At 54.5% G+C, this 25,380-nt stretch carries 23 protein-coding genes; all 23 read left to right on the top strand.

Going from position 1 to position 25,380, the window contains the following annotated elements; all coding sequences use genetic code 11:
* Nucleotides 1-225: 225 nt before the first annotated feature.
* The 23 genes from M0R70_03775 (at nucleotide 226) to M0R70_03665 (ending at nucleotide 24,995) form a co-directional block, all read left to right on the top strand.
* The gene (locus M0R70_03775; GenBank protein ID MCK9418483.1) at nucleotides 226-1,185 is read left to right on the top strand and encodes a putative Ig domain-containing protein; all 960 of its coding nucleotides are present in this window, start codon (nucleotides 226-228) and stop codon (nucleotides 1,183-1,185) included.
* A gap of 150 nt (nucleotides 1,186-1,335) precedes the next feature.
* On the top strand, nucleotides 1,336-1,926 hold the full coding sequence (locus M0R70_03770) for a DUF2845 domain-containing protein (GenBank protein MCK9418482.1): 591 nt from the start codon (nucleotides 1,336-1,338) through the stop codon (nucleotides 1,924-1,926).
* Between the two features lie 42 nt (nucleotides 1,927-1,968).
* Complete coding sequence (locus M0R70_03765) at nucleotides 1,969-2,568, top strand: Maf family protein (protein ID MCK9418481.1); 600 nt, start codon at nucleotides 1,969-1,971, stop codon at nucleotides 2,566-2,568.
* Nucleotides 2,569-2,704: 136 nt separating this feature from the next.
* A complete protein-coding gene (locus M0R70_03760) occupies nucleotides 2,705-3,349 on the top strand; it encodes a response regulator transcription factor (protein ID MCK9418480.1) in 645 nt (214 codons plus the stop codon).
* A gap of 185 nt (nucleotides 3,350-3,534) precedes the next feature.
* Nucleotides 3,535-4,812 carry a M48 family metallopeptidase gene (locus tag M0R70_03755; GenBank protein MCK9418479.1) on the top strand — a complete coding sequence of 426 codons (1,278 nt, stop codon included), beginning with the start codon at nucleotides 3,535-3,537 and terminating at the stop codon, nucleotides 4,810-4,812.
* A 177-nt stretch (nucleotides 4,813-4,989) separates the two neighbouring features.
* Nucleotides 4,990-6,885, top strand: a complete 1,896-nt coding sequence (locus M0R70_03750; GenBank protein MCK9418478.1) for a DNA gyrase subunit B — start codon at nucleotides 4,990-4,992, stop codon at nucleotides 6,883-6,885.
* Between the two features lie 211 nt (nucleotides 6,886-7,096).
* Nucleotides 7,097-8,584: an anthranilate synthase component I gene (gene trpE, locus M0R70_03745; protein ID MCK9418477.1), complete on the top strand. Its 1,488-nt coding sequence runs from the start codon at nucleotides 7,097-7,099 to the stop codon at nucleotides 8,582-8,584.
* A 154-nt stretch (nucleotides 8,585-8,738) separates the two neighbouring features.
* Nucleotides 8,739-9,302 (top strand): aminodeoxychorismate/anthranilate synthase component II, encoded by a 564-nt coding sequence (locus tag M0R70_03740; GenBank protein ID MCK9418476.1) that lies wholly within the window; start codon nucleotides 8,739-8,741, stop codon nucleotides 9,300-9,302.
* A gap of 97 nt (nucleotides 9,303-9,399) precedes the next feature.
* Complete coding sequence (trpD, locus tag M0R70_03735) at nucleotides 9,400-10,413, top strand: anthranilate phosphoribosyltransferase (GenBank protein MCK9418475.1); 1,014 nt, start codon at nucleotides 9,400-9,402, stop codon at nucleotides 10,411-10,413.
* 37 nt (nucleotides 10,414-10,450) lie between these two features.
* Nucleotides 10,451-11,227, top strand: a complete 777-nt coding sequence (gene trpC / locus M0R70_03730) for an indole-3-glycerol phosphate synthase TrpC (GenBank protein MCK9418474.1) — start codon at nucleotides 10,451-10,453, stop codon at nucleotides 11,225-11,227.
* Nucleotides 11,228-11,468: 241 nt separating this feature from the next.
* Entirely contained in the window at nucleotides 11,469-12,089 is a 621-nt protein-coding gene (locus M0R70_03725) for a phosphoribosylanthranilate isomerase (protein ID MCK9418473.1), read from the top strand.
* Nucleotides 12,086-13,276 carry a tryptophan synthase subunit beta gene (trpB, locus tag M0R70_03720; protein ID MCK9418472.1) on the top strand — a complete coding sequence of 397 codons (1,191 nt, stop codon included), beginning with the start codon at nucleotides 12,086-12,088 and terminating at the stop codon, nucleotides 13,274-13,276. The genes M0R70_03725 and trpB overlap by 4 nt, the downstream gene beginning before the upstream one ends.
* 232 nt (nucleotides 13,277-13,508) lie before the next feature.
* Nucleotides 13,509-14,162, top strand: coding sequence for a hypothetical protein (locus tag M0R70_03715; protein MCK9418471.1), 654 nt, complete (start codon nucleotides 13,509-13,511; stop codon nucleotides 14,160-14,162).
* Nucleotides 14,163-14,246: 84 nt separating this feature from the next.
* Complete coding sequence (gene trpA, locus M0R70_03710; GenBank protein MCK9418470.1) at nucleotides 14,247-15,050, top strand: tryptophan synthase subunit alpha; 804 nt, start codon at nucleotides 14,247-14,249, stop codon at nucleotides 15,048-15,050.
* A gap of 81 nt (nucleotides 15,051-15,131) precedes the next feature.
* The gene (locus tag M0R70_03705) at nucleotides 15,132-15,749 is read left to right on the top strand and encodes a cyclic nucleotide-binding domain-containing protein (protein MCK9418469.1); all 618 of its coding nucleotides are present in this window, start codon (nucleotides 15,132-15,134) and stop codon (nucleotides 15,747-15,749) included.
* Nucleotides 15,750-15,836: 87 nt separating this feature from the next.
* Nucleotides 15,837-17,735 (top strand): adenylate/guanylate cyclase domain-containing protein, encoded by a 1,899-nt coding sequence (locus M0R70_03700; protein ID MCK9418468.1) that lies wholly within the window; start codon nucleotides 15,837-15,839, stop codon nucleotides 17,733-17,735.
* 163 nt (nucleotides 17,736-17,898) lie between these two features.
* Nucleotides 17,899-18,666, top strand: a complete 768-nt coding sequence (locus tag M0R70_03695) for a 3',5'-cyclic-nucleotide phosphodiesterase (GenBank protein ID MCK9418467.1) — start codon at nucleotides 17,899-17,901, stop codon at nucleotides 18,664-18,666.
* 47 nt (nucleotides 18,667-18,713) lie between these two features.
* The gene (accD, locus tag M0R70_03690) at nucleotides 18,714-19,556 is read left to right on the top strand and encodes an acetyl-CoA carboxylase, carboxyltransferase subunit beta (GenBank protein ID MCK9418466.1); all 843 of its coding nucleotides are present in this window, start codon (nucleotides 18,714-18,716) and stop codon (nucleotides 19,554-19,556) included.
* 8 nt (nucleotides 19,557-19,564) lie between these two features.
* On the top strand, nucleotides 19,565-19,771 hold the full coding sequence (locus M0R70_03685) for a DUF2905 domain-containing protein (GenBank protein ID MCK9418465.1): 207 nt from the start codon (nucleotides 19,565-19,567) through the stop codon (nucleotides 19,769-19,771).
* A gap of 165 nt (nucleotides 19,772-19,936) precedes the next feature.
* Nucleotides 19,937-21,307 (top strand): MFS transporter, encoded by a 1,371-nt coding sequence (locus M0R70_03680; protein ID MCK9418464.1) that lies wholly within the window; start codon nucleotides 19,937-19,939, stop codon nucleotides 21,305-21,307.
* Nucleotides 21,308-21,310: 3 nt separating this feature from the next.
* A complete protein-coding gene (locus M0R70_03675) occupies nucleotides 21,311-22,213 on the top strand; it encodes a DUF362 domain-containing protein (GenBank protein MCK9418463.1) in 903 nt (300 codons plus the stop codon).
* A gap of 76 nt (nucleotides 22,214-22,289) precedes the next feature.
* A complete protein-coding gene (locus M0R70_03670; protein ID MCK9418462.1) occupies nucleotides 22,290-23,846 on the top strand; it encodes a 4Fe-4S binding protein in 1,557 nt (518 codons plus the stop codon).
* 279 nt (nucleotides 23,847-24,125) lie between these two features.
* The gene (locus M0R70_03665) at nucleotides 24,126-24,995 is read left to right on the top strand and encodes a hypothetical protein (GenBank protein MCK9418461.1); all 870 of its coding nucleotides are present in this window, start codon (nucleotides 24,126-24,128) and stop codon (nucleotides 24,993-24,995) included.
* Nucleotides 24,996-25,380: the final 385 nt, after the last annotated feature.

The raw sequence follows: 25,380 nt of genomic DNA, 5'->3' as shown, positions 1-25,380 counted from the left end.
TGAATCTGGAGCGTCGGGGTCCGGTCCCGGCGCTTTTTCTTTGTGGGGGTGGACACTATTTCCAGATTTTGACTTTGACAAAAGAAGATGATACCCGTAGAATATAAGAGTAAAAGCCGGAGAGCAACCGGAATCCTTGGCAGGATGTTCAGAAAATAGAGCGCGGAGCGGTCCACTGCTGAGATGACCGCTTTCCTGTGGACACTTGAAAGGGGATAGGTTTTCATGAACAGAATTCTTATCGCAGTCCTAATGTGCATCGTCGTGATCTCGGCATGTTCTCAAAGCGAAAAAGCATCGACGCCTGCTCCACCCGCAGGCATCGGATCGACTTCTCTTTCTCCTTCCACCGGTGCCGCCCCGGATATCATCTCCGCCTCCCTGTATCCGGAGAATCCGACGACGGCCACGAAACTCATAGCGCACTACACGCTGCGAAACCCCGGGATCAGCGGTATTACACTTGTATTTCGCTGGTTTGTCGATAATGTGCAGGTGCAGGAAAGCGCAGTTGCCGAGCTCGAACCGGGGAAGTATGGTAAAAGCTCGGAAGTGTATGCGGAAATAATGCCTTCAAATCAGTTTGGGGCGAGCAGGCCAATAAAGACGAATGTCCTGACCATCGGCAATCTTCCCCCGATGGTGTCGTCGATTTCGCTCACGCCGGTTGATCCGCCCGTTGGCGCGATCATTACGGCAACAGCAGCCGGTGAGGACCCTGACGGCGACACGGTCACCCTGACCTATCAATGGTATGTGAACGGCAAGCCGGACACCGATCCCCGGAAGGACAATGAATTCAATACCGCGGGTCTTCGCAAAAAAGACCTGCTGTTCGTCGTTGTCGCACCTTCGGACGGGACGACCGATGGTAAAGACAAGGAGTCCGATATTATGGTTATTGCCGATTCCGCGCCGCAGATCACCTCCACACCACAGTACACGATTCAGAATGGTTTATACCAATACCAGATGACGGCGAAAGACCTTGACGGGGACACGCTGACGTACGGCCTCCTTAAGTCTCCTCCCGGGATGACCATCGACAGTTCAAACGGTCTGATATCATGGCAAGTTCCCGACAGGGTCACCGAGAAACAGGAGATCGCGATCAAGATCTCAGCAGATGATGCTGACGGAGGGACCGCGTACCAGGAGTATTCTTTTTTCCTCGAGCCGAAGTAACTGGTGGAACTCAGCGTATCTTCTTCGGAACATATCAATCTGATTAATGAAGGGAGAGGATTGTCGGGTGAACATGCCGGCATTCTTCATTTCTTTCGTACGGCCCCATGTTTTTAGCTCTTCACTTCCGGAAACAACACAAGGAGAAAAATGAAAACGGTCGTCAGCTGCATGATCCTTTTTGTCTTGTCGTCTTTTCTTCATTCGACTGCGTTCGCTTTTCGCTGCGGCGACGGGATCGTTTCTACCGGGGACTCGAAGGCGGAAGTGATCATGAAGTGCGGGGAGCCGGCGGCAAAGGAGGCCAGGACGGAAGAGCTCGTTGAAAGGATTGATGCCGACCGGAAACAGAGAACAACCGTAATCATCGATGAGTGGACATATAATCCAGGACCGAGTGCCTTTATCCGCATCCTCACTTTTACAAACAACAAACTCACGGATATCAAAGAGACGGTCTATGGGTCCGTGGAACCGATATCGATAAACGCTTCATGCGATGAACAGTCCCCGATTATCGGAGATACGAAGGCCGAGGTGAGAATTAAGTGCGGTGAGCCCTTCTGGAAGGATTCACGGGAAGAAGAGGTGATAGGAACGATCGAGGGGAGCAAAAAAAAGAAAGTAATCATTGTCGTCGATGAGTGGATCTACAACTTCGGACCGAACAGGTTCGTGCGCATATATCAGTTCAAGAACGGGAAACTCGTGGATATCAGGACAGGCGGTTACGGCAAGTGAACCAATCCGTGTAGCCTGCCAAAAAGGAACAAGGTAAAATAGTTGCAGCCTTCCCATAACGCCAAGAATAAAACTATCATCCTCGCGTCAAACTCGCCCCGCCGCAAAGAACTATTGCGTCAGATCGGGCTGGATTTCCGCGTGGATCCCGCCGATGTGGACGAACGCATTCTGCCCGGTGAGTCTCCGGAGGAATACGCTGTGCGGGTAGCGCTCGACAAAGCGCGTGTCGCGGCCGCGCGGGCAGGGACCGGCATTGTTATTGCCGCTGATACTATTGTCGTCCTGGACGACAAAATCCTCGGCAAACCCGCAGATACAGGGGATGCCGAACGTATGCTCATGATGCTCTCCGGCAACGAGCATCGCGTGATCACCGGCCTCGTTGTCATGGACGCTGCAACCGGAAAGGTTCTCACCCGCACGTCGATCACCCGTGTCTGGTTCCGGAAACTTGCACCGCTTGAGATAACTTCTTATGTTGCCTCGGGGGAGCCGCTTGACAAGGCCGGCGCATACGGTATCCAGGAATGCGGCGCTCTGCTGGTAGATAAGATCGATGGATGCTACTGTAACGTCGTCGGGCTGCCATTGTCACTGCTTGCTGAAATGCTCCGTGATTTTGGTTTTGAAGTATTTTAACAGTTGCGCAACAAGAGAGAGTGGCAGTTGCGCTAATATGCAATTAAACCATTTTTTTATTTATCCATCCTTGACAACCGGACAATTTCCTACTAAACTATTATAAGATTTTGTCGTTAAGGAGATGAGGTTTGTCATGTCAGCCATTCGCGTAATGATAGCAGAAAATGATTCCGCTCAGATGCAATCACTCTGTACTGCACTGGACCGGCAGGATTCGATGGATATTATTTCAACGGTCTCCTCGCGGGAAACCGCCATCAAACATTTGACTGCAAGTCCCGATATCATGCTCTTAAATTCCGATGTCCTGAAAGACTATCCCCTCTCGCGGTTTATGCACTCAATTCATGCAAAGTCGCCCCAAACAAGGATCATTTATATGTTACAGCAGACCCCTTCAGATGATGAGTTGATATCCGACATCAGGACGGGTGTAAGGGGTTACTTCAAGACCACGGACTTGCCCGCCTTCATGATTAAAGCGATCCATTGTGTTTTCGATGGAGGAATCTGGGCTGAGCGCAGGGTACTCGAAAAGACAATTTCTAATCCCCTGTTGTTGACAGAATCAATCCAAGCGCACCTTCCGGGTCTTCCCGCGCTCACAAACAGGGAAAGGGAGATGCTTGCCCAAGTGCTCAAGGGCGCCTCGAACAAGGAAATCGCGGTCAGCAGCAGCATCAGCGAGCGAACGGTCAAAACCCATCTGTATCGTGTCTATCGGAAACTGAATGTGAAGAGCAGGACCAAAGCCATAGCATTATTGTCGCAATCGTAGCCTTATTCTCTGCGTCATGCAATGCGAGTTTAGATCACTTGACTTCATTCGCCCACCGCTATCCGAAACGAACTGCTCTCTGGCATCAACCGCCGTTTTCAGTCCGATAATTCCAAATTATTATTCATGTTCCTTTTCCCAATCAGGCCTTGACGCTGCTGCGGAATGACGGTATCATGCGTTCCATGTCTGCTGCGGTTTTCACTGCCTACCTGATCGTTTTGGCGACCGGCTACTGGCTCAAGTTTCTGAACCTTTCCCATCTGAAAGCCCACGGCCGGACCGTGCCTCCCGAATTTAAGGGTGTAATTGATCCGGCACACCTGAAAAAAATATCCGATTATACATTTGAGAACAGCCGGGTCGGTCTTTTTGAATCGATCCTCGGCAATCTCTTTACCGTTCTCTTTCTCTTCGGCGGACTGCTCGGCGTCTACGACCACTGGGTCTCCACCGTATCCGGTTCGCTGCTCTGGGGAGGGTTGCTCTTTTCTTTTATCCTGATGTATGCCGGAATGCTGATTGATATTCCCTTCAGTCTCTTCAGGAACTTCAAGATAGAAAATCGCTATGGCTTCAATACCATGACCCTGCGTCTCTGGTTGACCGATCTCCTCAAGTCAATTGCGATTTCGTCGGTTCTAGGCGCCGCGGTCGTTCTCTCCGCCCTTGCGATCATTCAGAACAGCCCCGCCTGGTGGTGGCTCTGGGTGTGGACGTTCTTTCTGGCCTTCAGTATTTTCATCATGTATATTTCGCCGTTTGTCATAGAACCGCTCTTTTTTAAATTCGAGCCGGTGAAGGCGGAGGGATTGGAAGCGAAAGTGCGCGTTCTCATGGAACGCGCCGGGCTCAAGGTGGGCCACGTGTTCCAGGTGGACGCGTCCCGCAGAAGCCGCCATTCGAATGCATACTTCACCGGTATCGGGAGGGTGAAGCGGATCGTACTGTTTGATACCCTGATCGAGCAAATGACGCACGAGGAGATCCTCGCGGTTCTTGCTCACGAGGTAGGCCACTGGAAGAAGCGGCATGTGATGAAGCGGATCGTCTTGACCGAGACCATGGCGTTTTGCGGACTGTTCCTGGCCTTTCATCTCCTCAGGTGGGACGGGTTGCCGGGCATGATCGGTCTGAACGATGCCTCGTTCTTTGCGCGGGTCGTCATCCTGGGTTTTTTAAGTTCTCTCGTCATGTTCCCGCTTACCCCGTTCTTCTCGTATCTGTCGCGGAGAGACGAACGCGAGGCGGACTGCTTCGCCTCAGATCTTACCGGCCGTCCGGAGGCCATGGCATCAGCCCTGGTGAAGCTTTCCCGGGAGAACCTTGCCAATCTGCACCCCCATCCGCTTTATGCGAAGTTCCACTATTCCCATCCTCCGGTGGTGGAGAGGATCAGGAGGCTAAGGGAAGAGGGATGTGGAACAGGGGATGACGGACGAGGGACGAAGGACGGGGGATGATGGGCGGGGGACGAGAGGCGAAAGTCGAGGGACGAGAAGAATATTCGTCTATCATCCCAGTGAGCGAAGCGAACGAACGTCCATCGTCCTTCGAGTATCGCAGGCACTTTTGATTTTCCCATTGACCGCCGTTGTCATGTTGTGCTATTTTTAGCGAGGGGGCAAGGAGGTTCAATCTTGGCAGAGACCTATACCGCTAAAGATATTACCGTGCTCGAAGGTCTGGAACCGGTCCGCAAGCGGCCGGCGATGTACATCGGTTCAACCGATGTGCATGGTTTGCACCACCTCGTCTGGGAGACGCTCGACAATTCCGTTGACGAGGCGCTGAACGGCTACTGCACGCTGATAACCCTCGCGCTCGAGAAGGACGGCGGTGTAACGGTTGAGGACAACGGTCGCGGCATTCCTGTTGACATCCATCCGAAGACCAGGCGTCCCGCGATCGAGACCATTCTTTGCACGCTCCATGCCGGAGGAAAATTCGACCACACGGTCTACAAGTCATCGGGCGGCCTGCACGGTGTGGGAGCATCGGTCGTGAACGCGCTGGCGGAGGTGTTTATAGCCACGGTCTGGCGCGACGGCTATGAGTGGACGCAGGAGTTCTCGCGCGGCAAGCCCAAGGGAAATCTCAAAAAAGGAAAGCCGTCCAAGGCGCACGGCACCCGGATATACTTCCGTCCGGACCCCGAGATATTCTCGAAGACCACCTTCAATTACAAGAACATTCTCGACGTATCAGAGAGCAAGGCCTTTCTCAATAAAGGGCTCAGGATCACGATCGAGAACCCCCGCGACGGGGAGAAACCGGTCACCTTCAAGTACGACAACGGGATCCAGGACTATATCAAGCGCATTGTCTCCGGAACAACGGTCGTGAATTCCGAACCCTTTTATTTCGAGAAGGAAGACGATTTCAAGATAGAGTGCGCGATGCACTGGACCATTGCCACGGACATGGAGATCCATTCCTACGCCAATTCGATCAACACGTCCGACGGCGGCACCCACGAGATGGCGGTCAGGGCAGGACTGACCAGGGCGGTGCGCGCCTATGCCGAACGAAAAAACCTCATCCCGAAGAACATCAAGACCATCGCTTCAGAGGACGTGTACGAAGGGCTCTACGGCATCGTGAGCGTGCTCATTAAGAACCCGCAATTTCAAGGCCAGACCAAGGAGAAGTTGAACAATCCCGAGATCTCTTCGCCCATCGAGGCCTCGGTCAAAACCGCTTGTGAAGCGTACCTGCTCGGAAACCCCACCCTGGCGGATGCCGTGGTCAATCGCGTGCTGCTTGCCGCCGAGGCGCGCATGGCATCGCGGGCCGCCAAGGACAACGTGGCCAGGAAGCTCTCGTCATTCAAACTGAACCTGCCGGGCAAGCTTGCGGACTGTTCATCGAACAAGGTGGAGGACACCGAGGTCTTCATCGTGGAAGGGGACTCGGCAGGCGGGTCCGCCAAGATGGCGCGTGACCGCAAGACCCAGGCAGTGCTGTCGCTCCGCGGCAAGATCCTGAACGTGGAGCAGGTGGCATCCCTCGACCGGATCCAGCAGAACAACGAGATCAAAAACCTTCTTGCCACGCTCGGCTGCGGCGTGGGAGCGCAATTCGACCTTAACAAACTCCGCTACAACCGCGTGATCCTGATGACCGACGCGGACGTGGATGGCGCCCACATCAGCGTTCTGCTGCTCACCTTTATTTACCGCTATATGCCCGAGCTTATCAACCACGGTCATGTTTACCTTGCCATGCCGCCGCTGTTTCGGATCGAGGCGGGCAAGGAGGTCTTCTACGCCATGGACGAGATGGAGAAAGATAAGATCCTTGCAAAGCTGAACGGAAGAAAATACGAGGTGGGCCGTTTCAAGGGTCTTGGCGAAATGAATCCGGAAACGCTGAAAGCGACAACCATGAACCCGAAAACCCGCACCCTGATGAGGGTGCAGGTGCTGGACCACAAGGCCACTGATGACGTGTTCGAGCGGCTCATGGGCAAGGACCCGAAGGCGCGATTCACGTTCATTCAGGAACGGGCGGAGTACGCGGAGCTGGACATTTGATGCAGGATCGAGGAATGAAGAAGAAAAGAACGCAAGGCGTGCTCATACGCGAGCATCCACGGCCAAACTGATTTTCCCGGAATATTCTTGCCGCTTTGATCAACCCTTCAGGTCCTTTCACGGATCTTCTAATCTCGAAGTTTATTTCTCATTGACACTTCTTTAAATTATCTGGTATAGTACACAAACCTCTTATTTTGCAAGGAGTTTTATGTTCCAACCCTCTCTCGAGGACTTCAAAAAGAAGGCGAAACAGGGCAACCTCATTCCCGTGTACCGCGAAATCCTTGCGGACATGGAAACGCCGGTGTCCGCGTTTCAGAAAATCGACGACGGCCGACATTCCTTTCTGCTTGAAAGCATGGAAGGCGGCGAGAAGTGGGCGCGTTATTCGTTTCTCGGAAGCAGACCGTCGGTCGTGATCAGAAGCCTCGGCCGCACAGTAGAAGTCATCAGGGACGGGAAAACCCGAAAATCATTCTTTAAGCGCGACCCGCTTGAGGTGGTCAAGAAAGTCCTGTCCGCCTACGTTCCCGTGCCCGATCCATCGCTGCCGCGTTTCTTCGGCGGCGCTGTCGGGTTCATGGGATACGATGTTGTCCGCTTTTTCGAGGAACTGCCGGGCCTCGAGAAGAGCGGCCTCGATATTCCCGACGTCTTTTTCATGATCACCGATACGCTGGTGATCTTCGACAACATCACCCACATGATCAAGGTGGTGTCAAATGCGCACGTGAAGGGACGGTCAGCCGAGGCGGCCTATCGCGAGGCGACGAAGAAGATCAATGCCCTGGTCAGAAAATTAAAAACAGGGGGCAGGGGTCAGGGGGCAGGGGTCAGGGGAAGACAGAAAGCAAAAGAACATCAGCTCACCTCGAACTTTACGAAAGCGCAGTACGAGGAAGCGGTGCTCAAGGCAAAGGAGTATATCAAGGCAGGGGACATCTTCCAGGTCGTGCCTTCCCAGAGGTTCCAGACGAAGATCAATGTTGAACCTTATGAGATCTATCGCGCGCTTCGGCTGGTCAACCCATCGCCGTACATGTATTTTCTTCGCTGCGGCGATGCGACGGTTGTAGGCGCGTCTCCCGAGGTCATGGTGAGGCTTGAGGGCGGCACGATCGACCTCAGGCCGATCGCGGGTACGCGCCGCCGCGGCGCCACGGAAGAAGAGGACAAAGCGCTCGCCGGGGAACTGCTTGCTGATCCGAAAGAGCGGGCCGAGCATATTATGCTCGTGGACCTCGGCAGGAACGACGTGGGGAGGGTGAGCGAACCGGGCAGCGTGAAGGTGAGCGAGCTTATGGTGGTCGAGCGGTACTCGCATGTAATGCACATCGTGTCAAACGTACGCGGAAAGCTTTCCCCCGGCAACGATTCCTACGACGTGATCCGGGCGTGTTTTCCAGCGGGCACGGTGTCGGGTGCCCCCAAGATCCGGGCCATGCAGATCATCGACGAGCTTGAGCCCACGCGGCGCGGGCCGTATGCGGGCGCAGTCGGCTATTTCGGGTTCTCGGGCAATATGGACACCTGCATCACGATCCGCACGCTCGTTATCAAAGAGGGGGTCGCATACATCCAGGCAGGCGGCGGCGTGGTAGCGGACAGCGATCCGGCTGCCGAGTATCAGGAAACGGTGAATAAGGCCAAGGCCATGTTGCGGGCCGTGGAAATGGCGGAGAAGGGGCTGGATTAAAACCAGTTTGGAGTTCCCCCGATAGAAGCATTCGAGGGCAGGCTGCGTGCGGAGTTCGGAGTTTTAAGTTCCTTTCAAAACAATACCTGGTTCGCGTGAATGTTTTAACTTTGAACTTTGAACCTTGAACGTTGAACCGGTTTTTGAGGTTATCATGCTTCTCATGCTCGACAATTACGATTCCTTCACCTATAACCTGGTCCAGTATCTGGGCGAGCTGGGCCAGGACCTGAAGGTGTACCGGAACAACAAGATCACGATCGCGGAGATCGAAACAATGAGGCCCGAGCGGATCGTGATCTCTCCCGGGCCATGCACGCCGAAAGAGGCAGGTATCTCCATTGACCTCATCCGGTATTTCGCGGGCAAGGTCCCGGTCCTGGGTGTCTGTCTCGGGCACCAGTCGATCGGCGACGCCTTCGGCGGAGATGTCATCCGCGCACCCTACCTTATGCATGGCAAGACCTCCATGATCCACCATGATGGAAAGACCATTTTCAGCGGGCTACCGAACCCCTTTGAGGCCACGCGGTACCACTCGCTCATCATCAAACGCGATACGCTTCCCTCAGTGCTCGAAATATCAGCATGGACCGAGGACGGCATCATCATGGGTGTGCGGCACAAGCAGTTCAAGGTGGAGGGGGTGCAATTTCATCCCGAGTCGATCCTGACCGGCGCGGGGAAGGATCTTCTCAGGAACTTTTTGAAACTGTAATTTCTGTCACCACGAAGGCACCAAGGCACTAAAAGAGGCCAAGGTTTCTGTCTTATAACTTCGTGTCTTAGTGTCTTCGTGGTAATGAGGTCTTATCATGATCAAAGAAGCCATCGCAAAGGTCGTAACGAAAACCAACCTCACCGAGGCCGAAGCCGAGGCCGTGATGCGCGAGATCATGCAGGGCGAGGCCACGGACGCCCAGATCGCTTCCTACATAACGGCGCTCCGCATGAAGGGCGAGACGGTTGAGGAGATCACCGGGTCCGCGCGCATCATGCGCGAAAAGGCCGTGCCGATCAAGCTCGATGCGAAATATCAGGTTGATACCTGCGGCACAGGCGGCGACATGGCGCACACCTTCAATATTTCGACGACCGTGGCATTTGTGGTCGCCGGCGCGGGCGTTACCGTGGCCAAGCACGGAAACCGGTCCGTTTCGAGCAAAAGCGGCAGCGCCGACGTGCTTCAGGCACTTGGCGTCAACATCGAGATCCCGTCCCATCGGGTGGAAGAGTGCATGAAAGAAGTGGGTATCGCCTTCCTGTTCGCGCCCATGATGCACCAGGCAATGAAGTACGCGATTGGCCCGAGACGGGAGATCGGTATCCGGACATTGTTCAATATCCTCGGCCCGCTCACGAACCCGGCAAGGGTGACCTCACAGATCATGGGTGTGTATGCCGCTGATTTGACCGCGCCGCTTGCCCAGGCGCTCGGCAATCTCGGCGCCACGCATGCCTTCGTGGTGCATGGCATGGACGGTCTGGACGAGATCACGATCACGGACAAGACCAGGGTTTCGGAGTTCAAGGACGGGAAGGTGAAGGACACGGTCATCCATCCCTTTGATTTCGGCCTGCCTGTTGGAAAGGCAGAAGATCTCAGGGGAGGGGACGCGAAAGAGAACGCCGCCATCACCAGCGACGTTCTCAAAGGTCAAAAAGGCCCGCGCCGCGACATCGTATTGATGAACGCCGCTGCCGGTCTTGTCGCTTCAGGCAAGGCGCTGGATTTCAAGGAAGGGATCAGGCTTGCCGCGGAGTCGATAGATTCCGGAGCTGCGTTGAGGAAAGTAGAACAGCTGAAGGCGTTTACAAATAAGCCGTAAAAACAGGAGCCAGTAGTCAGGAGTCAGAAGTAACGGAATGATCTTAGACGAGATTATTGCAAACAAAAAAAAGGAACTGGCGGAGACGAAACGGCAAGCGCCATTCCCTGATATCAAGTCAAAGGCAGTCGATGCGGAACCAACCCGGGGGTTCGGGATAGCGCTTGCTGGCCCGGGAGATATCCGGCTGATCGCCGAGGTTAAGAAAGCATCGCCCTCGAAAGGCGTGATCCGCGAGGACTTCGATCCCGTTGCCATCGCACAGATCTATGAGGAGTCCGGCGCGTCGTGCCTTTCGGTCCTGACGGAAAAAAAATTCTTTCAGGGGAAGCTCGAATACCTTGGTTTGATCCGGAAGACAGTGGGCTTGCCGCTCCTTCGTAAGGACTTTATCATTGATGAGTATCAGATTTACGAAGCGCGGGCGGCTGGAGCAGATGCAATCCTGCTGATCGCGGCGTGTCTTGAACGGGAACAGATGACGGACTATCTCGGCATTGCGAAACAGCTCGGTCTCGATGTGCTGGTCGAGTCGCATACCGCCAAAGAACTGGATAAGTCTTTGCGCGCCGGAGCAACGATCGTAGGGATCAATAACCGTGATCTGACAACATTCTCGGTGAGCCTGCAGACCACGCTCGATCTTATTCAGGATGTCCCCGATGATCGTACGGTCGTGAGTGAGAGCGGGGTCATGACACGGGACGATGTGGTCAAGCTTCATCACGCGGGTGTGGATGCGATCCTCGTGGGTGAGAGTCTGATGCGGGAGAAGGACGTTGGTAAAAAAGTGAAGGAACTTTTAGGGAAATAGTTTCTCGCAGAGACACAGAGCACGCAGAGAAAGGGTTTAGATCATAACCAAGAATCACTATTAATAAAATCGTAACAAGGCTTGTCTCACACGAAGCCACAAAGTCACGAAGAGAAAAACCATTCGTTATTAATGTGATTTTCTTCGTGGTCTCTGTGTATCCGTGTGAAAATTTGATTTTTAGAGGTTGTCAATATTTTCTCTGCGCCCTCTGCGTCTCCGCGAGAGAAAGGTTTTATGTATGATCAAAATTAAAATCTGCGGCATTACCAATTTGGACGACGCGCTTTTCGCGACGGAGTGCGGGGCAGATGCGCTGGGGTTCAACTTTTTCAAGAAGTCCCCCCGCTATATCGAGCCCCAGAAAGCGGCGGAGATCATCGCACAGCTCCCGCCCTTTGTCATGACGGTCGGCATTTTTGTGAACGAGCACGAGGACAAGATACGGGAGATCCAGCAGTTGACCTGCACCCCGACGGTCCAACTTCACGGTGACGAAAGCCCGGAGTTCTGCCAGCGATTCGGAGGCCATCTGATCAAGGCTTTTCAGGTGAAGGACAAGGAAAGCCTGAAGGCCATGGCGCACTACCGTGTCGGCGCGTTTCTGCTCGACAGCTACCGCGAGGGCATGCGGGGCGGGACGGGGACGACCTTTGATTGGCACCTTGCCGTGGTGGCAAAGACCTTCGGCAAGATCATTCTGGCAGGCGGGCTGACACCCGAGAATGTGGCAGAGGCCGTGAAGCTCGTTCAGCCTTACGCGGTGGATGTCGCTGGCGGCGTGGAGAGGGAAAAAGGGATCAAGGACCAGGCCAAGGTAAAAAAGTTCATTACCGAGGTCCGGAGGGCTTCGCGTCCATGAGCATTCCGGATAAAAAGGGACACTTCGGCATCTACGGCGGGAAGTTCGCGCCTGAAACGCTGATGCCCGCGCTCTTCGAGCTTGAGGCGGCCTATCTTGCTTCGAGGAAGGACAAGGATTTTCAGGCGGAGCTCGATTATTATTTCAAGGAATTCATCGGTCGTCCCACACCGCTGTATTTCGCGAAGAGATTGACGGAGCATCTCGGCGGGGCGAAGATCTACCTCAAACGCGAGGATCTCTGCCATACCGGCGCGCACAAGATCAACAACGCACTCGCCCAGGTCCTGCTCGCGAAGCGCATGGGCAAGACCCGCGTGGTTGCCGAGACCGGAGCGGGCCAGCACGGCGTCGCCACGGCAACGGCCGCGGCCATGTTCGGTCTCGACTGCGAGGTCTACATGGGCACCGACGATGTGGCGCGCCAGTCGTTGAATGTCTTTCGTATGAAGCTTCTTGGTGCCACCGTGCATCCCGTTGACCTCGGCAGCAAAACGCTCAAGGACGCGATCAACGAGGCCATGCGCGACTGGATCACGAACGTGGCAGATTCGCATTACGTTCTGGGTACGGTCTTCGGGCCCCACCCGTTCCCCCTGATGGTGCGGGACTTCCAGTCCGTGATCGGCCGCGAGGCAAAGAAACAGATCATGAAACTCGAAGGCAGGCTGCCGGATTGTCTCGTGGCCTGTGTCGGCGGCGGCTCGAATGCCATGGGCCTGTTCCATGAATTTCTCGACGATGCATCCATCAAAATGTACGGCGTCGAGGCAGGCGGCCTCGGGATCGAGCGTGGAAAGCACGCGGCGCGCTTTGCCGGCGGTTCGCTCGGAGTTCTTCAGGGCTGCAAGACCTTTGTGCTCCAGGATCACGAGGGGCAGATCGAGCTCACCCATTCGGTGTCCGCGGGGCTGGATTATGCCGCGGTTGGTCCCGAACATGCGTTGTATCACGATACGGGCCGCATTGAATATACCTACGCGGTAGACGAAGAAGCCCTGGAGGCGTTCGATCTCCTGTCGCGCCTCGAAGGCATCATCCCGGCGCTCGAGAGCGCGCATGCGATCGCCTATTGCCTCAAGCTCGCGCCCACGCTCGGGAAGGATAAGGTCGTCGTGGTGAACCTCTCGGGCCGCGGGGACAAGGACGTGATGCAGGTGGCGAAGATCAAGGGAGTGGAACTGTAATGATCGTGAGAACGGACTCCTCTGAGCAAAGAGAAGAATCTCGTTTATCCCGATACAGGAGATCTTTCACGGAGCCTGTCCTGAGAGCAAGTGAGACTCTTCGCATTGCTCAGAGTGGTACCTGGTCACCGGTCTTACGGTTAAGAAGCGTTGGCCGCACTATACAAAGCACCATGGTATTCACCCGGATTTTATAATAACCGGTAAAATTAATGATGAGGAGGGTGGGCTGATGTCAAAACGATTTTTTCTTTTAATTGTCCTCTCGGTGTTTATCGCGGTCTTCGCGGCCGCACCGCAACAAAAGGTGGTCTTTGCCGGAGTGCTTGCCGGGAACCCGGAGGGGTCATACAAGAATATGTCCATAGCCCTTATTTTCCCGGACAACGCCAGCCGTGCTATAACATACGCCAAAGACTATAACCGTAAGACAGGGGCGGATGTTATGGATGTAAACGCAATATTCACGGATCTCACGGCGGCATTTCAGCGGAACTTCAAGAGTGTTGTTCGCGTGGAAAAGCTGGAAGAGGCCAAGGCCCAAAATGTGGACCTGGTTGCAGTGCTCGATCTTCAGTATACCCTTCCCGACACGGTTGACAACGATGTGACCTACGAAGTATCCGCGAACATCATGACGCCCGCTCAGATGAAAGTAGATGTCATTCGGGGTTCAAGCGTCAAGAGTCCCGCCAGTTTCCCGGGTACCAATGGGCCAAAGCGGATCGGAGATGCGATCAAGGTGGCGGCGATCGAGGCGGAATACCGGCTGGAGGACGCGCTCCATGCATCCGTAAAAATAGCGGCTTTCTGCGGTTCAAATCAGTTGTCAGAGAAGAAAACCTCCCCTACATCTCCGCCGCCAATGCGCAAGAACGGTAGATGAGATGTAATACAGGAGCAACTTAGAAGCGGAAAATCAAGTGATGAGGGCAGCGAAATACATGACGCAGCATTGGATAGGAACATAATGTCCAGAATCAAAAACACATTCAACCGGCTCAAGAAAAAGAACGAGACCGCGCTCATCCCGTATATCATGGTGGGAGACCCGGACCTTGCCACGACGAAGTCGCTCATCCTTGAGATGGAAAAGGCGGGTTGTGATATCATCGAGCTTGGCGCGCCGTTCTCCGATCCCCTGGCTGACGGACCCGTGATCCAGAAGGCGGCCCTCCGTTCGCTCACGAACCGGACCAGCATCGCTGATGTCCTCGGTCTGGTGGCCGATGTACGAAAAGCAAGCGCGATCCCGCTCATCCTCATGACGTATTATAACCTGATCTTCAAGTACGGAGAAGAACGCTTTGTTCACGACGCTGTTGCCGCCGGTCTGGACGGTCTCATTCTGCCGGACCTCCCTCCCGAAGAAGCGGGGACGCTGATATCTTCCGCAAAGAAGGCGGGCCTCGACACGATCTTTCTGCTTGCGCCCACCAGCACTGACGACCGGATCAAGCTTGTCGCGAAGATCACGCAAGGCTTTGTCTATTATGTGTCGCTAACCGGCGTAACCGGCGCAAAACTGGCTGTCCAGAACTCCATCAAAGACTCCCTGCTCAGGATCAAATCCGTGACCGACAAACCGGTTGCGGTCGGGTTCGGCATATCCTCGCCTGATCAGGCTGCACAGGTTGCCCTGTGGGGCGCCGACGGGGTGATCGTGGGCAGCGCGCTCGTGAGGGTGATCGAAGAGAACATCGGCAATGCCGAACTCGTGAACCGTGTTGTGGCGTTTGCGAAGGCCCTAAAACAGGGGGTACTCGCGAGATAGGGAGAACACTAAGGCAAAATAAAAAGTCAGCCCTAAGTAAGCCTGCTGAATTTTTTGTGTTTCAGAACGATGGGAGCAGATATGGCTGAAAATGATCAGATGCAGCTTTATTCACGGTTCGGAAAAAAAATACCCCCTGGCACGGTGCTCTTTCAGGAAGGCGACCGGGGAGAGGAGATGTTCGTCCTCCAGTCCGGAAAGGTGAAAATCAGCAAACAGATCCGGGGTGTGGAGAAAATTCTCGCGACGGTGGAAAAGGGCGATTTCTTCGGCGAAATGGCCATCTTGAACGATAAACCCCGTTCAGCCACGGCCATGACGATCGAGGAGTGCGAGATGCTCGTGATCGACCGGGAGACCTTTGATACATTGCTTCGCGGCAATGTAGAGATCGCCATCCGGTTTATCAAGCGGCTGGCCGACCGGCTGCGTGAAACGAACGATCAGTTGGAAGCCCTGATGATCAAGGACAACACCAGTCGTCTTGTCAGCATCCTTGCCGGGAAGGTGAAGGAGCAGAAGAAGATCGACGAATTCTTTATCACCATCGATGGACTTGCCGGTCTCGCCGGCATCGAGAACTCACAGGTCAGGATGATCATCGAGAAACTGGCAAGCGTCAGTATCGTTGAGCTCTCAAACGAGAAAGTGTATTTTAAGGGTCAGGACCAAGTCGACCTGCTTATGCGGTTATCTTGAAATGCGGGAGATCTTCGAAGAGATGAGGTAACAGACGGAAGTCAGGAGTAAAACTCTTTCTCTCTGCGACGTCATACCAAGGCCGCCATGTCAGTGAAAACCGGGAAAAAAGCGGGCATGCTCATTGCGTTGATCGTGGCACTGTCGCTGTCGCTTATGTATCTGGGCAATGCCAGGTTCTTCGAGGTGCTGGAAGAAAAGACGCTGGACCTCCGGTTCAACGTTCGGGGCGTCGTAACGCCCGGTCCCGAGACGCTTATTGCGGCCATTGACGAAAAAAGCATCAGTAAACTGGGGCGATTTCCCTGGTCCCGTACGGTCTGGGCACGCGTGGTGGACCGTCTCACCGATGAGCGCGCCGCAGTGGTCGTCTTTGACGTGCTTTTTACGGAGGCCGAGAATGCGAGGTCTGACGGCCTCCTGGAGCGGGCTCTCCAAAAGAATGGTCGTGTGATCATTCCGATGGACTTCGATTTTTCCGAAGCCGGGTATAAGGAATCCGGCTTTACGAGCAGGCAGGTGGATTTCCTGATCCCCTCTGCGTACGCAGTGCTGAAAAATACCGATACCTCCTATACGCCGCTCGCAGCCAAAATGGTGCTTCCCCCGCTTGAACGGTTCTCCGCAGCCGCCGCATCTGTCGCCCCTATCAATATGATCCCCGACAGTGACGGGACGCTCCGCTGGGAACTGCTCGCTATTCAATATCAGGATGATTATTACGCGCCGATTGGCCTGCAGGCCGCCCGGTTGTACCGTAAACTGGACCTTCCGAGTCTGGCCCTTGACGGTCAGGGGTCGGTCCAGTTGGCCGGTACGCTCATCCCCACCGATGCGCAGAGCAGGATGCTGATCAATTACCGCGGTCCGGATGGGACCTTTCCCCGCTATTCGATCTCCGATATCGTGGATGGAAAGACGCCGGCAGGGACCTTTAAGGACAAGATCGTCCTGATAGGCGCCACTGCCATAGGCATCTATGATCTGCGGGTGACGCCATTCTCGAACAACATGGCGGGGATCGAAAAGCATGCGAGCGTGGTGGACAATATCCTGCGCAATGATTTCCTGCGGCGCACCGAGACGGGCGTCATCCTCCTGATCTTCTTTTTTGCCGCGCTGTTCGGCGTCACGCTTCCCCGCCTCGGCGCCGGTGCCGGTGCGGTATTGTTCCTGGCCCTGTTCGGGGGCTACCTGGGTGTCGTGTATTACCTTTTCGTGGTCAAAGGGATCTGGTTTAACTTTGTGTATCCCGCGTCGGCCCTTTTCTTCGGTTACACAAGCCAGACCGCATACCGGTTCTTCATGGAGGAACGGCGCGCCCGTGACATTCGCAAAATGTTTTCGAGCTATGTATCGAAGCGGATCGTGGACGAACTCATCCGGGACCCGAGCAAGGCCAAGCTCGGCGGCGATCGCAAGGAGATCACGGTGCTTTTTTCCGATATCCGGGGATTCACCTCCTTTTCCGAAATGCTTCAGCCTGAAGAAGTGGTCTCGCTGTTGAATGAATATCTGGGCGCGATGACGGAGGTCGTGTTCGAATACGAAGGGACTCTCGACAAATTCGTGGGAGATGCCATCGTTGCGCTCTGGGGCGCGCCTGTCGGCCAGCCGGACCATGCGGAGCGCGCGTGCGGGTGCGCTCTGGCCATGATCGTCAGGCTCAAGGAGTTGCAGGCAAAGTGGGCCGCCGAAGGGAAACACATCATCGACATCGGGATCGGCATCAACACCGGCGATATGGTGGTGGGTAATATCGGAGCACCGGGCAAGAAAATGGATTATACGGTGATCGGCGACAATGTGAACCTTGGCGCGCGCTTAGAAAGCTTGACAAGACAGTATAATAATCATATCATCATATCGGAATATACCTACGGCAAGGTGAGGAATATCATGCGGGTAAACGAGCTCGGCTCCGTGACCGTCAAGGGGAAACAGCAGCCGGTGGTGATCTATGACCTGGTCGGAGTGAAAGAGTAATAAGCGCCAAATGCCAAATTTCAAATTACAAATAACAAATAACAAATAACTCTCAAGCACCAAGTTCCAAATACCAAACGTTTTGAAATTGGATTTATTGAATTTAGAATTTATTTGAGATTTGTCATTCGGGATATTTAATTTGCCATACCACGGAGGTTGCGTGAAGGTAAAAATACTAGGCTGCTCCGGATCTGAAGCAATAGGGCACAATCCGCCGGGATTTCTCGTCAACGATGTGATGATGCTGGATGCAGGGACCATTACCGCGGCACTTACCCTCTCAGGACAGCTCAGGATCACCGATATCCTGATAAGCCATACCCATCTCGATCATATCAAGTCACTCTTGTTCCTGGCCGACAACATTGTCGGCCGCGTCAAAAAGCCGGTGAAAATCCGGGCGATCCCCGGGGTCATCAATGCCATCAGGAAACACCTGATGAATGACATTATCTGGCCGGACTTCACGAAGATACCGAATGCTGTACATCCGGTGTTGACCTATGTTCCGATGCCGCTCGGAAAGACGGTGAGCATCGCAGGATTGAAGGTAAAGGCGGTCCCCATGAACCATCCGGTCCCCGCCGTCGGGTTCGTCGTAAGCGACGGCAGATCATCGTTCATCTACAGCGCTGATACCGGTCCGAACGAAGGACTTTGGAAGGAAGCAGCCAAGACAAAGAATCTTAACGCGATCATCGTCGATACGTCGTTCCCGAACAACCTCGAGGACCTCGCCGGTCTGAGCGGCCACTTTACGCCGCGACAACTGCATCAGGACCTCATGAAGGCGCGGATCGGCAATGACATGCCGATCTACATCTACCATATAAAGCCCGTCCATCAAAAGAAGGTGATCAGCGAATTGAAGGCCCTGGGACGGAAAAACGTGAAGATCCTGCGGGAAGGGAAGACGTATATATTCTAAATACGTTCGGAGTGAGGAGTAAGGAGTGGTTCATCAGAAGGAGTTTTATGGCCTGGTTTAAGAAAGAACGACCCGGGGGTACCGCACCGGAAGCACCTGCAAAAAAGGTGAAGATCCCCGAGGGGCTCTGGGTCAAGTGCGACAACTGCAAGGAAATCATCTATCGCAAAGAGGTGGACAAGAACTTCAAGGTCTGCCCCAAGTGCGACTATCATTTTCGCATCTCGGCGGCGGAGCGTCTCCCGTACCTGGTGGACGAGGGCAGCTTTCTTGAGGTGGAGGACGGTCTCTCGCCCAGGGATTTTCTTAACTTCAAAGACTACAAGGACAAGCTGAAGAGCAGCCGCAAGAAGACGGGGCTTAAGGATGCGATCATCTCCGGCGAGGCAAAGATCGGCGGAAAGCCCGTATCGCTTGTGGTCATGGATTTCGATTTCATGGGGGGCAGCATGGGCTCGGTGGTGGGCGAGAAAATCGCCCGTGCAATCGAGCGGGCCATCGAGAAACGGACGCCCTTTGTGTCGGTGGCGTCGTCCGGCGGCGCGAGGATGCAGGAGGGGATCCTTTCGCTCATGCAGATGGCGAAGACCTCTGCCGCGGCGGCGCGGTTGGGCGAGGCGGGTCTCCCGTTCATCTCGGTGCTTACCGATCCGACCTTCGGCGGGGTCACGGCGAGCTTTGCCATGCTCGGCGACATTATCATCGCTGAGCCAAAGAGCCTCATCGGCTTCGCCGGTCCCCGCGTGATTGCGGAGACGATCAAGCAGCAGCTACCGGCCGGGTTCCAGCGGGCCGAGTTCCTGCAGGAGCACGGTATGATCGATGCCATCGTGCCGCGGCGGGAGATGCACGCCACGCTCGGCAAAATCCTCGATTTCTTTGTGGAATAAGTGTTTGCATGGGCGAGATGGCAAAGGTCATGATACTGATCGGGTCGGTATTGATCGTTGTCGGTCTCGTGATCCTGGTCTTGCCGCGACTGCCTTTTGCGGTAAAGCTTCCCGGCGATATCCTGGTTAAAAAAGAAAATTATACGCTTTACTTTCCCCTGGCCACGAGCATCGTCATCAGTCTGATCCTGTATATCATCAATAAATTCAGGTAGGATATTGAGCCCGTTGCATCACCCTTCGACAAGCTCAGGGCGAACGGCAGGCTCAGTGTACTGTAATGGTGTGCTTATTTCCGTTCGTGCTGAGCCTGTCGAAGCACAAAATGAGTTTGTGCATAAGTCTCTATTCACCAATATGAACGTCCCGGAACTCCGATTATGAGCGACAATACCATAAAACGCTCCGCCCTTCTTATCGCAACATTTGCTTCTTTCCTTACGCCCTTCATGGTCTCGTCCATCAATATCGCACTCCCTGCCATAGGAAGAGAATTCCAGATGAGCGCTGTGCTCATGAGCTGGGTGCCTGCATCGTACATTCTGTCCGCAGCCATGTTCCTGGTCCCCTTCGGGAGGCTGGCGGACATCCACGGCAGGAAGCGGATCTTCGCTTACGGCATGTGGATCTTCACGATCTCCTCGCTCTTGCTTGCCTTTTCTCCGTCAGCGATAGTCCTTATCACGCTCCGTGTCCTGCAGGGCTTTGGAAGCGCCATGATCTTCGGGACCGGCATGGCGATCCTGACTTCGGTGTATCCCGCGGCCGAGCGCGGGCGCGTGCTCGGGATCAACGTGGCGGCCGTTTACCTCGGGCTGTCGCTCGGCCCCGTCCTCGGAGGGTTTCTGACCACTCAGTTCGGGTGGAGGAGCATCTTCCTGGTGAACGTGCCGCTCGGACTGTTTGTGATCTATCTGGTCGTCGCGAAGCTGAACAGGGAGTGGGCCGACGCGCGAGGAGAGAAGTTCGATGTTATCGGCTCTCTTCTCTATGCCTTTGCCCTTGTTGCGCTCATGTACGGGCTTTCGCTCCTGCCCTCAATATCCGGAATATGGTTCCTGCTTGCAGGCATGGTTGGGTGTCTGCTCTTTGTCGTTTGGGATAGAAGGGCATCAAGCCCCCTCCTGAATATGGACCTCTTCTTCCATAATCCTGTCTTTGCTTTCTCCAACCTGGCGGCGCTGATCAATTACAGCGCCACCTTTGCCGTCACGTTCCTCTTAAGCCTCTATCTCCAGTATATCAAGGGATTTACGCCCCAGCACGCGGGCATGATCCTGATCTTTCAGCCTGTGGTGATGGCGATCTTTTCCCCCTTTGCCGGAAGACTTTCTGATAAAATAGAGCCAAGAATCGTTGCTTCCATCGGCATGGGGTTCACGGCTGCAGGATTGCTCCTGTTCACGTTCATTGACCGGGACACGCGCCTCGGTTTCATCATCACGGGATTGCTGCTGCTGGGCTTCGGATTCGCCCTGTTCTCGTCGCCGAACACGAACGCGGTCATGAGTTCCATCGAGAAACGGTTCTACGGCGTGGGCTCGTCCACGCTCGGCACCATGCGCCTGATCGGCCAGATGCTGAGCATGGGCATCTCCATGGTCATATTTGCGCTCACCATCGGGAGCGCGCGCATTACTCCGGAAAACTATCCTCTTTTCCTGACGAGTATACGAACGGCATTCATTATTTTTGTGGCCCTCTGTTTCTGCGGCATTTTCGCATCGCTCGCGAGGGGAAAGGTGAGGTGATCTGTGGACAGAAGAAGGTTTATAAAACTCGCGGCATTGACCGGCGCGGGGTTGTCGCTCCCCGATGGTTTGAACGCCCTTGCCGAGGCGGCAGAGACAGCGGCCCGGCCGGACCTTGTCGTGGCGCACGGTGCGTCTCCCGAGAAGATCGTGATGGCGGCTCTCGACGCCATGGGCGGGATCAGGAAGTTCATCTCCCGGGGCGACATCGTGGTGATCAAGCCGAACATCGGGTGGGACCGGACGCCCGAGCAGGCGGCGAACACGAACCCCGAGGTGGTCGCGGCCGTGGTAAAGCTCTGTTTCGAGGCAGGGGCAAAGAAAGTGAAGGTCTTCGACCGGCCGGTGAACGATCCCCGGCGGTGCTACGTCCAGAGCGGCATCGCATCCGCGGCAAAGGCATTGGGAGCTGACGTGGATTATATGGACGAACGGAAGTTCAAGGACATGGCCATCAATGGACAGGCGCTCAAGTCATGGCCTCTCTATTCTGATATTTTCGAGGCGGACAAGGTGATCAGTATTCCGATCGCGAAACACCACGGTCTTGCGAAGCTCACGTTGTCCATGAAGAACTGGATGGGCGTAATGGGAGGATCGCGGCGCCAGATCCATCAGAAGCTGGATGAAAGTCTGGTCGACCTTTCCCTGAAGATAAAACCCACGCTCACGATCCTTGATGCCGTACGCATCCTGACAGCCAACGGTCCCCAGGGCGGCAGCCTCGCTGATGTGAAGAAGCTCGATACCGTGATCGTCGGATTCGACCCGGTGGCGATCGATTCCTACGGCGCCACGCTGTTCGGCATGAAGGGGAGCGACCTTGGATACGTGACGATCGGCTACAAGCTTGGGCTTGGGCAGATGGATCTGACGAAGATGAAAATCAAGAAGATACAGGTGTAGCGTAACTACTACTTCCCCTTACTAAAGGGAGGTCAGGTGGGGTCGTTAGGTGGGGTGTTTGAAGCTAAGAGGGAACATGAAATATTTTACTATGAAAAGCATGCGCAGGATTGTCCAGAGCCTTTTCCTTCTCCTCTTCCTCTTTCTGTTCATCCAGACCGAGTCCAAGGGGAATGACGAGCTTGGCTATCCTGTGCGGCTCTTTCTTGATTTTGACCCGCTCATTCTCATTTCAACGCTCCTGTCCGCCCATGCCGCGGCAAAGGCGTTCACGCTCTCGATCATCACCATTATCATCACGGTCCTTTTCGGCAGGGTGTTCTGCGGGTGGGCATGCCCGCTCGGCACGCTCAACAACATGGTCGGTTCGATCAGAAAAAAGGCGGCTGCTCACCGGGGCAGGGACTGGTACCGGATCAAGTACACTATCCTGATTGCCATGCTCGCATCGGCGCTCTTCACGCTCCAGCCCGTCGGGATCATGGACCCGCTCTCACTCCTTATTCGTTCGTTCTCCATCGGAGTCTATCCAACCTTCAATTACGGAATACGGTCGGCTTTCGACACACTGTATGCATCAAATCCCCTCGGCGCCGCGGCACTTTCTGAACCAATCTTCACCTTCCTGAAGAAGACCGTGCTTTCCTTTGAGCAGTCTTTCTATAACCAGAATATTCTTATCGGCACGATCTTCTTCATCATCCTTGGATTAAATCTGGTGGAAAAGCGGTTCTGGTGTAAATATCTCTGTCCTCTTGGCGCGCTCCTTGGTCTTTTGTCGAGGTTCTCGCTGCTTAGACGGTCGGTGAGCGAGGATTGCACGGAATGCGGGGCCTGCGGCACTGTATGCCCGGGGAACGCGGCGCCGGACCAAAAAGGGAAATGGAAAGACACCGAGTGCCTTTACTGCTGGAACTGCGACGATATCTGCCCGCAGAACGCGGTCAGCTTCGATTTCAGCGGGAAGAAGGCGACCGCGGCCATGGATCTCGGCAGGAGAAGGGTCATCACGTCGGCACTCAGCGGGATCGCGGTTGTTCCGTTCCTGCGTATTACGCCGCTTACCAGAGCGAATTCCAAGAACCCCGGCCTCATTCGTCCGCCTGGATCGCTCGAAGAAAGGGAATTCCTTAAACGGTGTGTGAAGTGCGGCGAGTGCATGAAGGTATGTACCACGAACGGTCTTCAGCCTACGCTGCTGGAAGCAGGCGCGGAAGGTATCTGGTCTCCACTGCTCGTGCCGCGCATCGGCTACTGCGAATATCGTTGCACGCTCTGCGGTCAGGTCTGCCCGACCGGAGCGATCAAAAAGCTCACGCTCGAGGAAAAGGCAAAGGTCAAGATTGGTCTCGCGATGATCGACAAGGGAAGGTGCCTGCCCTGGGCGCATGCCACACCGTGCATCATGTGCGAGGAGGTCTGCCCCACGCCGAAGAAGGCCATCTGGTTCGAGAAGGTGCAGGTGCGCGACCGCGCGGGAAGGCTCCTGACGCTGCAGCAGCCCCGCGTGGACCTCGAACTCTGCATCGGCTGCGGCATCTGCGAAACAAAGTGCCCGGTGCTCGGCAGGCCGGCGATCTATGTGTCGAGCGTGGGGGAGAGCAGGTCGAAGGAAAATCAGCTGCTGCTATAAACCTGGCTAACTCAAATCGTTGTCAAAGACTTATTCCTGAAGAAGCTGGTTTCGCGGTGCGCCTACCCGACCAGTTTGATCGCTACTATGCTATAATAGAGCTGTCTGGCAAGAAGTTCATCCCAAAAACCGAATCTTATTGTTATTGATAAAAAACGGAGTGCGACCTGTAATACAGACAGGTAGGTGAAGAACCGCATATTTTTCCACATCCCGTTCAACACGGGGCAATACAGTATAGGCTTCTCGAAAAGGCGGTAATACAAAGGAGGCAATAAAATGAAAAAGTTGCTTTTGTGGACAATTTTTTTGGCGTTGGCAATTGTCTTTCCAATTCCAACAATGGCAGAGGTAGATGTACATATTACCATTCCTTTGCCACCACCCATCGTATTTGAAGCACCTCCGGATGTGATTGTGATGCCCGATACGGACTATGTGTATGTTGTTCCTGATATCGATGCAGACATGTTCTTCTGGGATGGCTGGTGGTGGCGTCACTGGGAAGGGGGTTGGTATCGCTCATCGTATTATAATCGGGGTTGGGTTTATTATTACGATGTTCCCAGTTTTTATTTTGATGTAGACCCGGGTTGGAGGGGATACTACAGGGATCATTATTGGTACGGACACCGCTGGAACTATGAACGGATCCCTAACCGACGACTTCATCAAAACTGGAGGAGTTGGCGTGATGATCGGCATTGGGAAAGGCAGGGAACCTGGGGTGTCCAGGGCTATCAATCTCGACCGCAACGACAGGTACAGGAACTAAGACAGCAAAGGCAGGAACAATATCAAAAGAGGCCTGAGGTTCAGCGACGTCAGCAACAGGTACAACAGCAGCAAAGACAACCCCAGGTTCAGAAACCACGAGGTGAGCAACAAAGACAACCTCAGGTTCAACAATCACAGCAGCAACAACGTCAACCACGGATTCAGCCGGCAGAGAAGGGGCAAACCATGAGACCGCAGGTCGGATCAACGGGCCGGGGTGAGAAGCAGCAGGTTCAGCCTGCAGAGAGAAAGGGCGGTACTGCATCGAAGAGAGAGGGGAGACAAGCTAAGCCTGAGAAGAAAAAGAAATCCACCAGGCCTGAAGGAGCACGCGAATCAAGAGACGAGCAGAGGCCTGCCGGGCGGAACTAAGAATGATTGAAAAAGCAGGATAGAGAGAACCGCACATGCACGGGAAAAGACCCTATTGACCATGAATAAAAAATAATATCGCTCTATCCGACCTGCAAACTGGCAGGTCGGGTAGAGCAAAGCAAAACCCATCGCACTGATCCAACAAGTGGGTCGAGAGGGGCGAGGAAAAACAGTGCGCCCCGCGCACTCGCGCGTTCACGATCCCACACTTTGGTATTGAAACTGGTAGAACCCATCGGTACACTAATCTCATGAAAATTGCTAAATCCGTTTCAGATGATCTTTTTAAAGAGGGAGAAAAAGTCGCGCTGGAAAACCACTATTTGCGGAGCGAGGTGTTTTGCTCTGCCTGACCTGCCAGTTCCCCATCGAGCTAAGAGAT

This window comes from Nitrospirota bacterium, assembly GCA_023229435.1.
Taxonomy (GTDB): domain Bacteria; phylum Nitrospirota; class UBA9217; order UBA9217; family UBA9217; genus JALNZF01.
The sequence above is the reverse complement of the archived record's forward strand: the minus strand, read 5'-3'. Positions and strand labels throughout refer to the sequence as shown.

What these genes read in the sequence shown, in the direction of transcription:
- M0R70_03775 (MCK9418483.1), top strand. Translation starts at nt 226, where the DNA reads ATGAACAGAATTCTTATCGCAGTCCTAATGTGCATCGTCGTGATCTCG.
- M0R70_03770 (MCK9418482.1), top strand. Translation starts at nt 1,336, where the DNA reads ATGAAAACGGTCGTCAGCTGCATGATCCTTTTTGTCTTGTCGTCTTTT.
- M0R70_03760 (MCK9418480.1), top strand. Translation starts at nt 2,705, where the DNA reads ATGTCAGCCATTCGCGTAATGATAGCAGAAAATGATTCCGCTCAGATG.
- M0R70_03755 (MCK9418479.1), top strand. Translation starts at nt 3,535, where the DNA reads ATGTCTGCTGCGGTTTTCACTGCCTACCTGATCGTTTTGGCGACCGGC.
- trpE (MCK9418477.1), top strand. Translation starts at nt 7,097, where the DNA reads ATGTTCCAACCCTCTCTCGAGGACTTCAAAAAGAAGGCGAAACAGGGC.
- M0R70_03740 (MCK9418476.1), top strand. Translation starts at nt 8,739, where the DNA reads ATGCTTCTCATGCTCGACAATTACGATTCCTTCACCTATAACCTGGTC.
- trpD (MCK9418475.1), top strand. Translation starts at nt 9,400, where the DNA reads ATGATCAAAGAAGCCATCGCAAAGGTCGTAACGAAAACCAACCTCACC.
- trpC (MCK9418474.1), top strand. Translation starts at nt 10,451, where the DNA reads ATGATCTTAGACGAGATTATTGCAAACAAAAAAAAGGAACTGGCGGAG.
- M0R70_03725 (MCK9418473.1), top strand. Translation starts at nt 11,469, where the DNA reads ATGATCAAAATTAAAATCTGCGGCATTACCAATTTGGACGACGCGCTT.
- trpB (MCK9418472.1), top strand. Translation starts at nt 12,086, where the DNA reads ATGAGCATTCCGGATAAAAAGGGACACTTCGGCATCTACGGCGGGAAG.
- M0R70_03715 (MCK9418471.1), top strand. Translation starts at nt 13,509, where the DNA reads ATGTCAAAACGATTTTTTCTTTTAATTGTCCTCTCGGTGTTTATCGCG.
- trpA (MCK9418470.1), top strand. Translation starts at nt 14,247, where the DNA reads ATGTCCAGAATCAAAAACACATTCAACCGGCTCAAGAAAAAGAACGAG.
- M0R70_03705 (MCK9418469.1), top strand. Translation starts at nt 15,132, where the DNA reads ATGGCTGAAAATGATCAGATGCAGCTTTATTCACGGTTCGGAAAAAAA.
- M0R70_03700 (MCK9418468.1), top strand. Translation starts at nt 15,837, where the DNA reads ATGTCAGTGAAAACCGGGAAAAAAGCGGGCATGCTCATTGCGTTGATC.
- accD (MCK9418466.1), top strand. Translation starts at nt 18,714, where the DNA reads ATGGCCTGGTTTAAGAAAGAACGACCCGGGGGTACCGCACCGGAAGCA.
- M0R70_03685 (MCK9418465.1), top strand. Translation starts at nt 19,565, where the DNA reads ATGGGCGAGATGGCAAAGGTCATGATACTGATCGGGTCGGTATTGATC.
- M0R70_03680 (MCK9418464.1), top strand. Translation starts at nt 19,937, where the DNA reads ATGAGCGACAATACCATAAAACGCTCCGCCCTTCTTATCGCAACATTT.
- M0R70_03670 (MCK9418462.1), top strand. Translation starts at nt 22,290, where the DNA reads ATGAAATATTTTACTATGAAAAGCATGCGCAGGATTGTCCAGAGCCTT.
- M0R70_03665 (MCK9418461.1), top strand. Translation starts at nt 24,126, where the DNA reads ATGAAAAAGTTGCTTTTGTGGACAATTTTTTTGGCGTTGGCAATTGTC.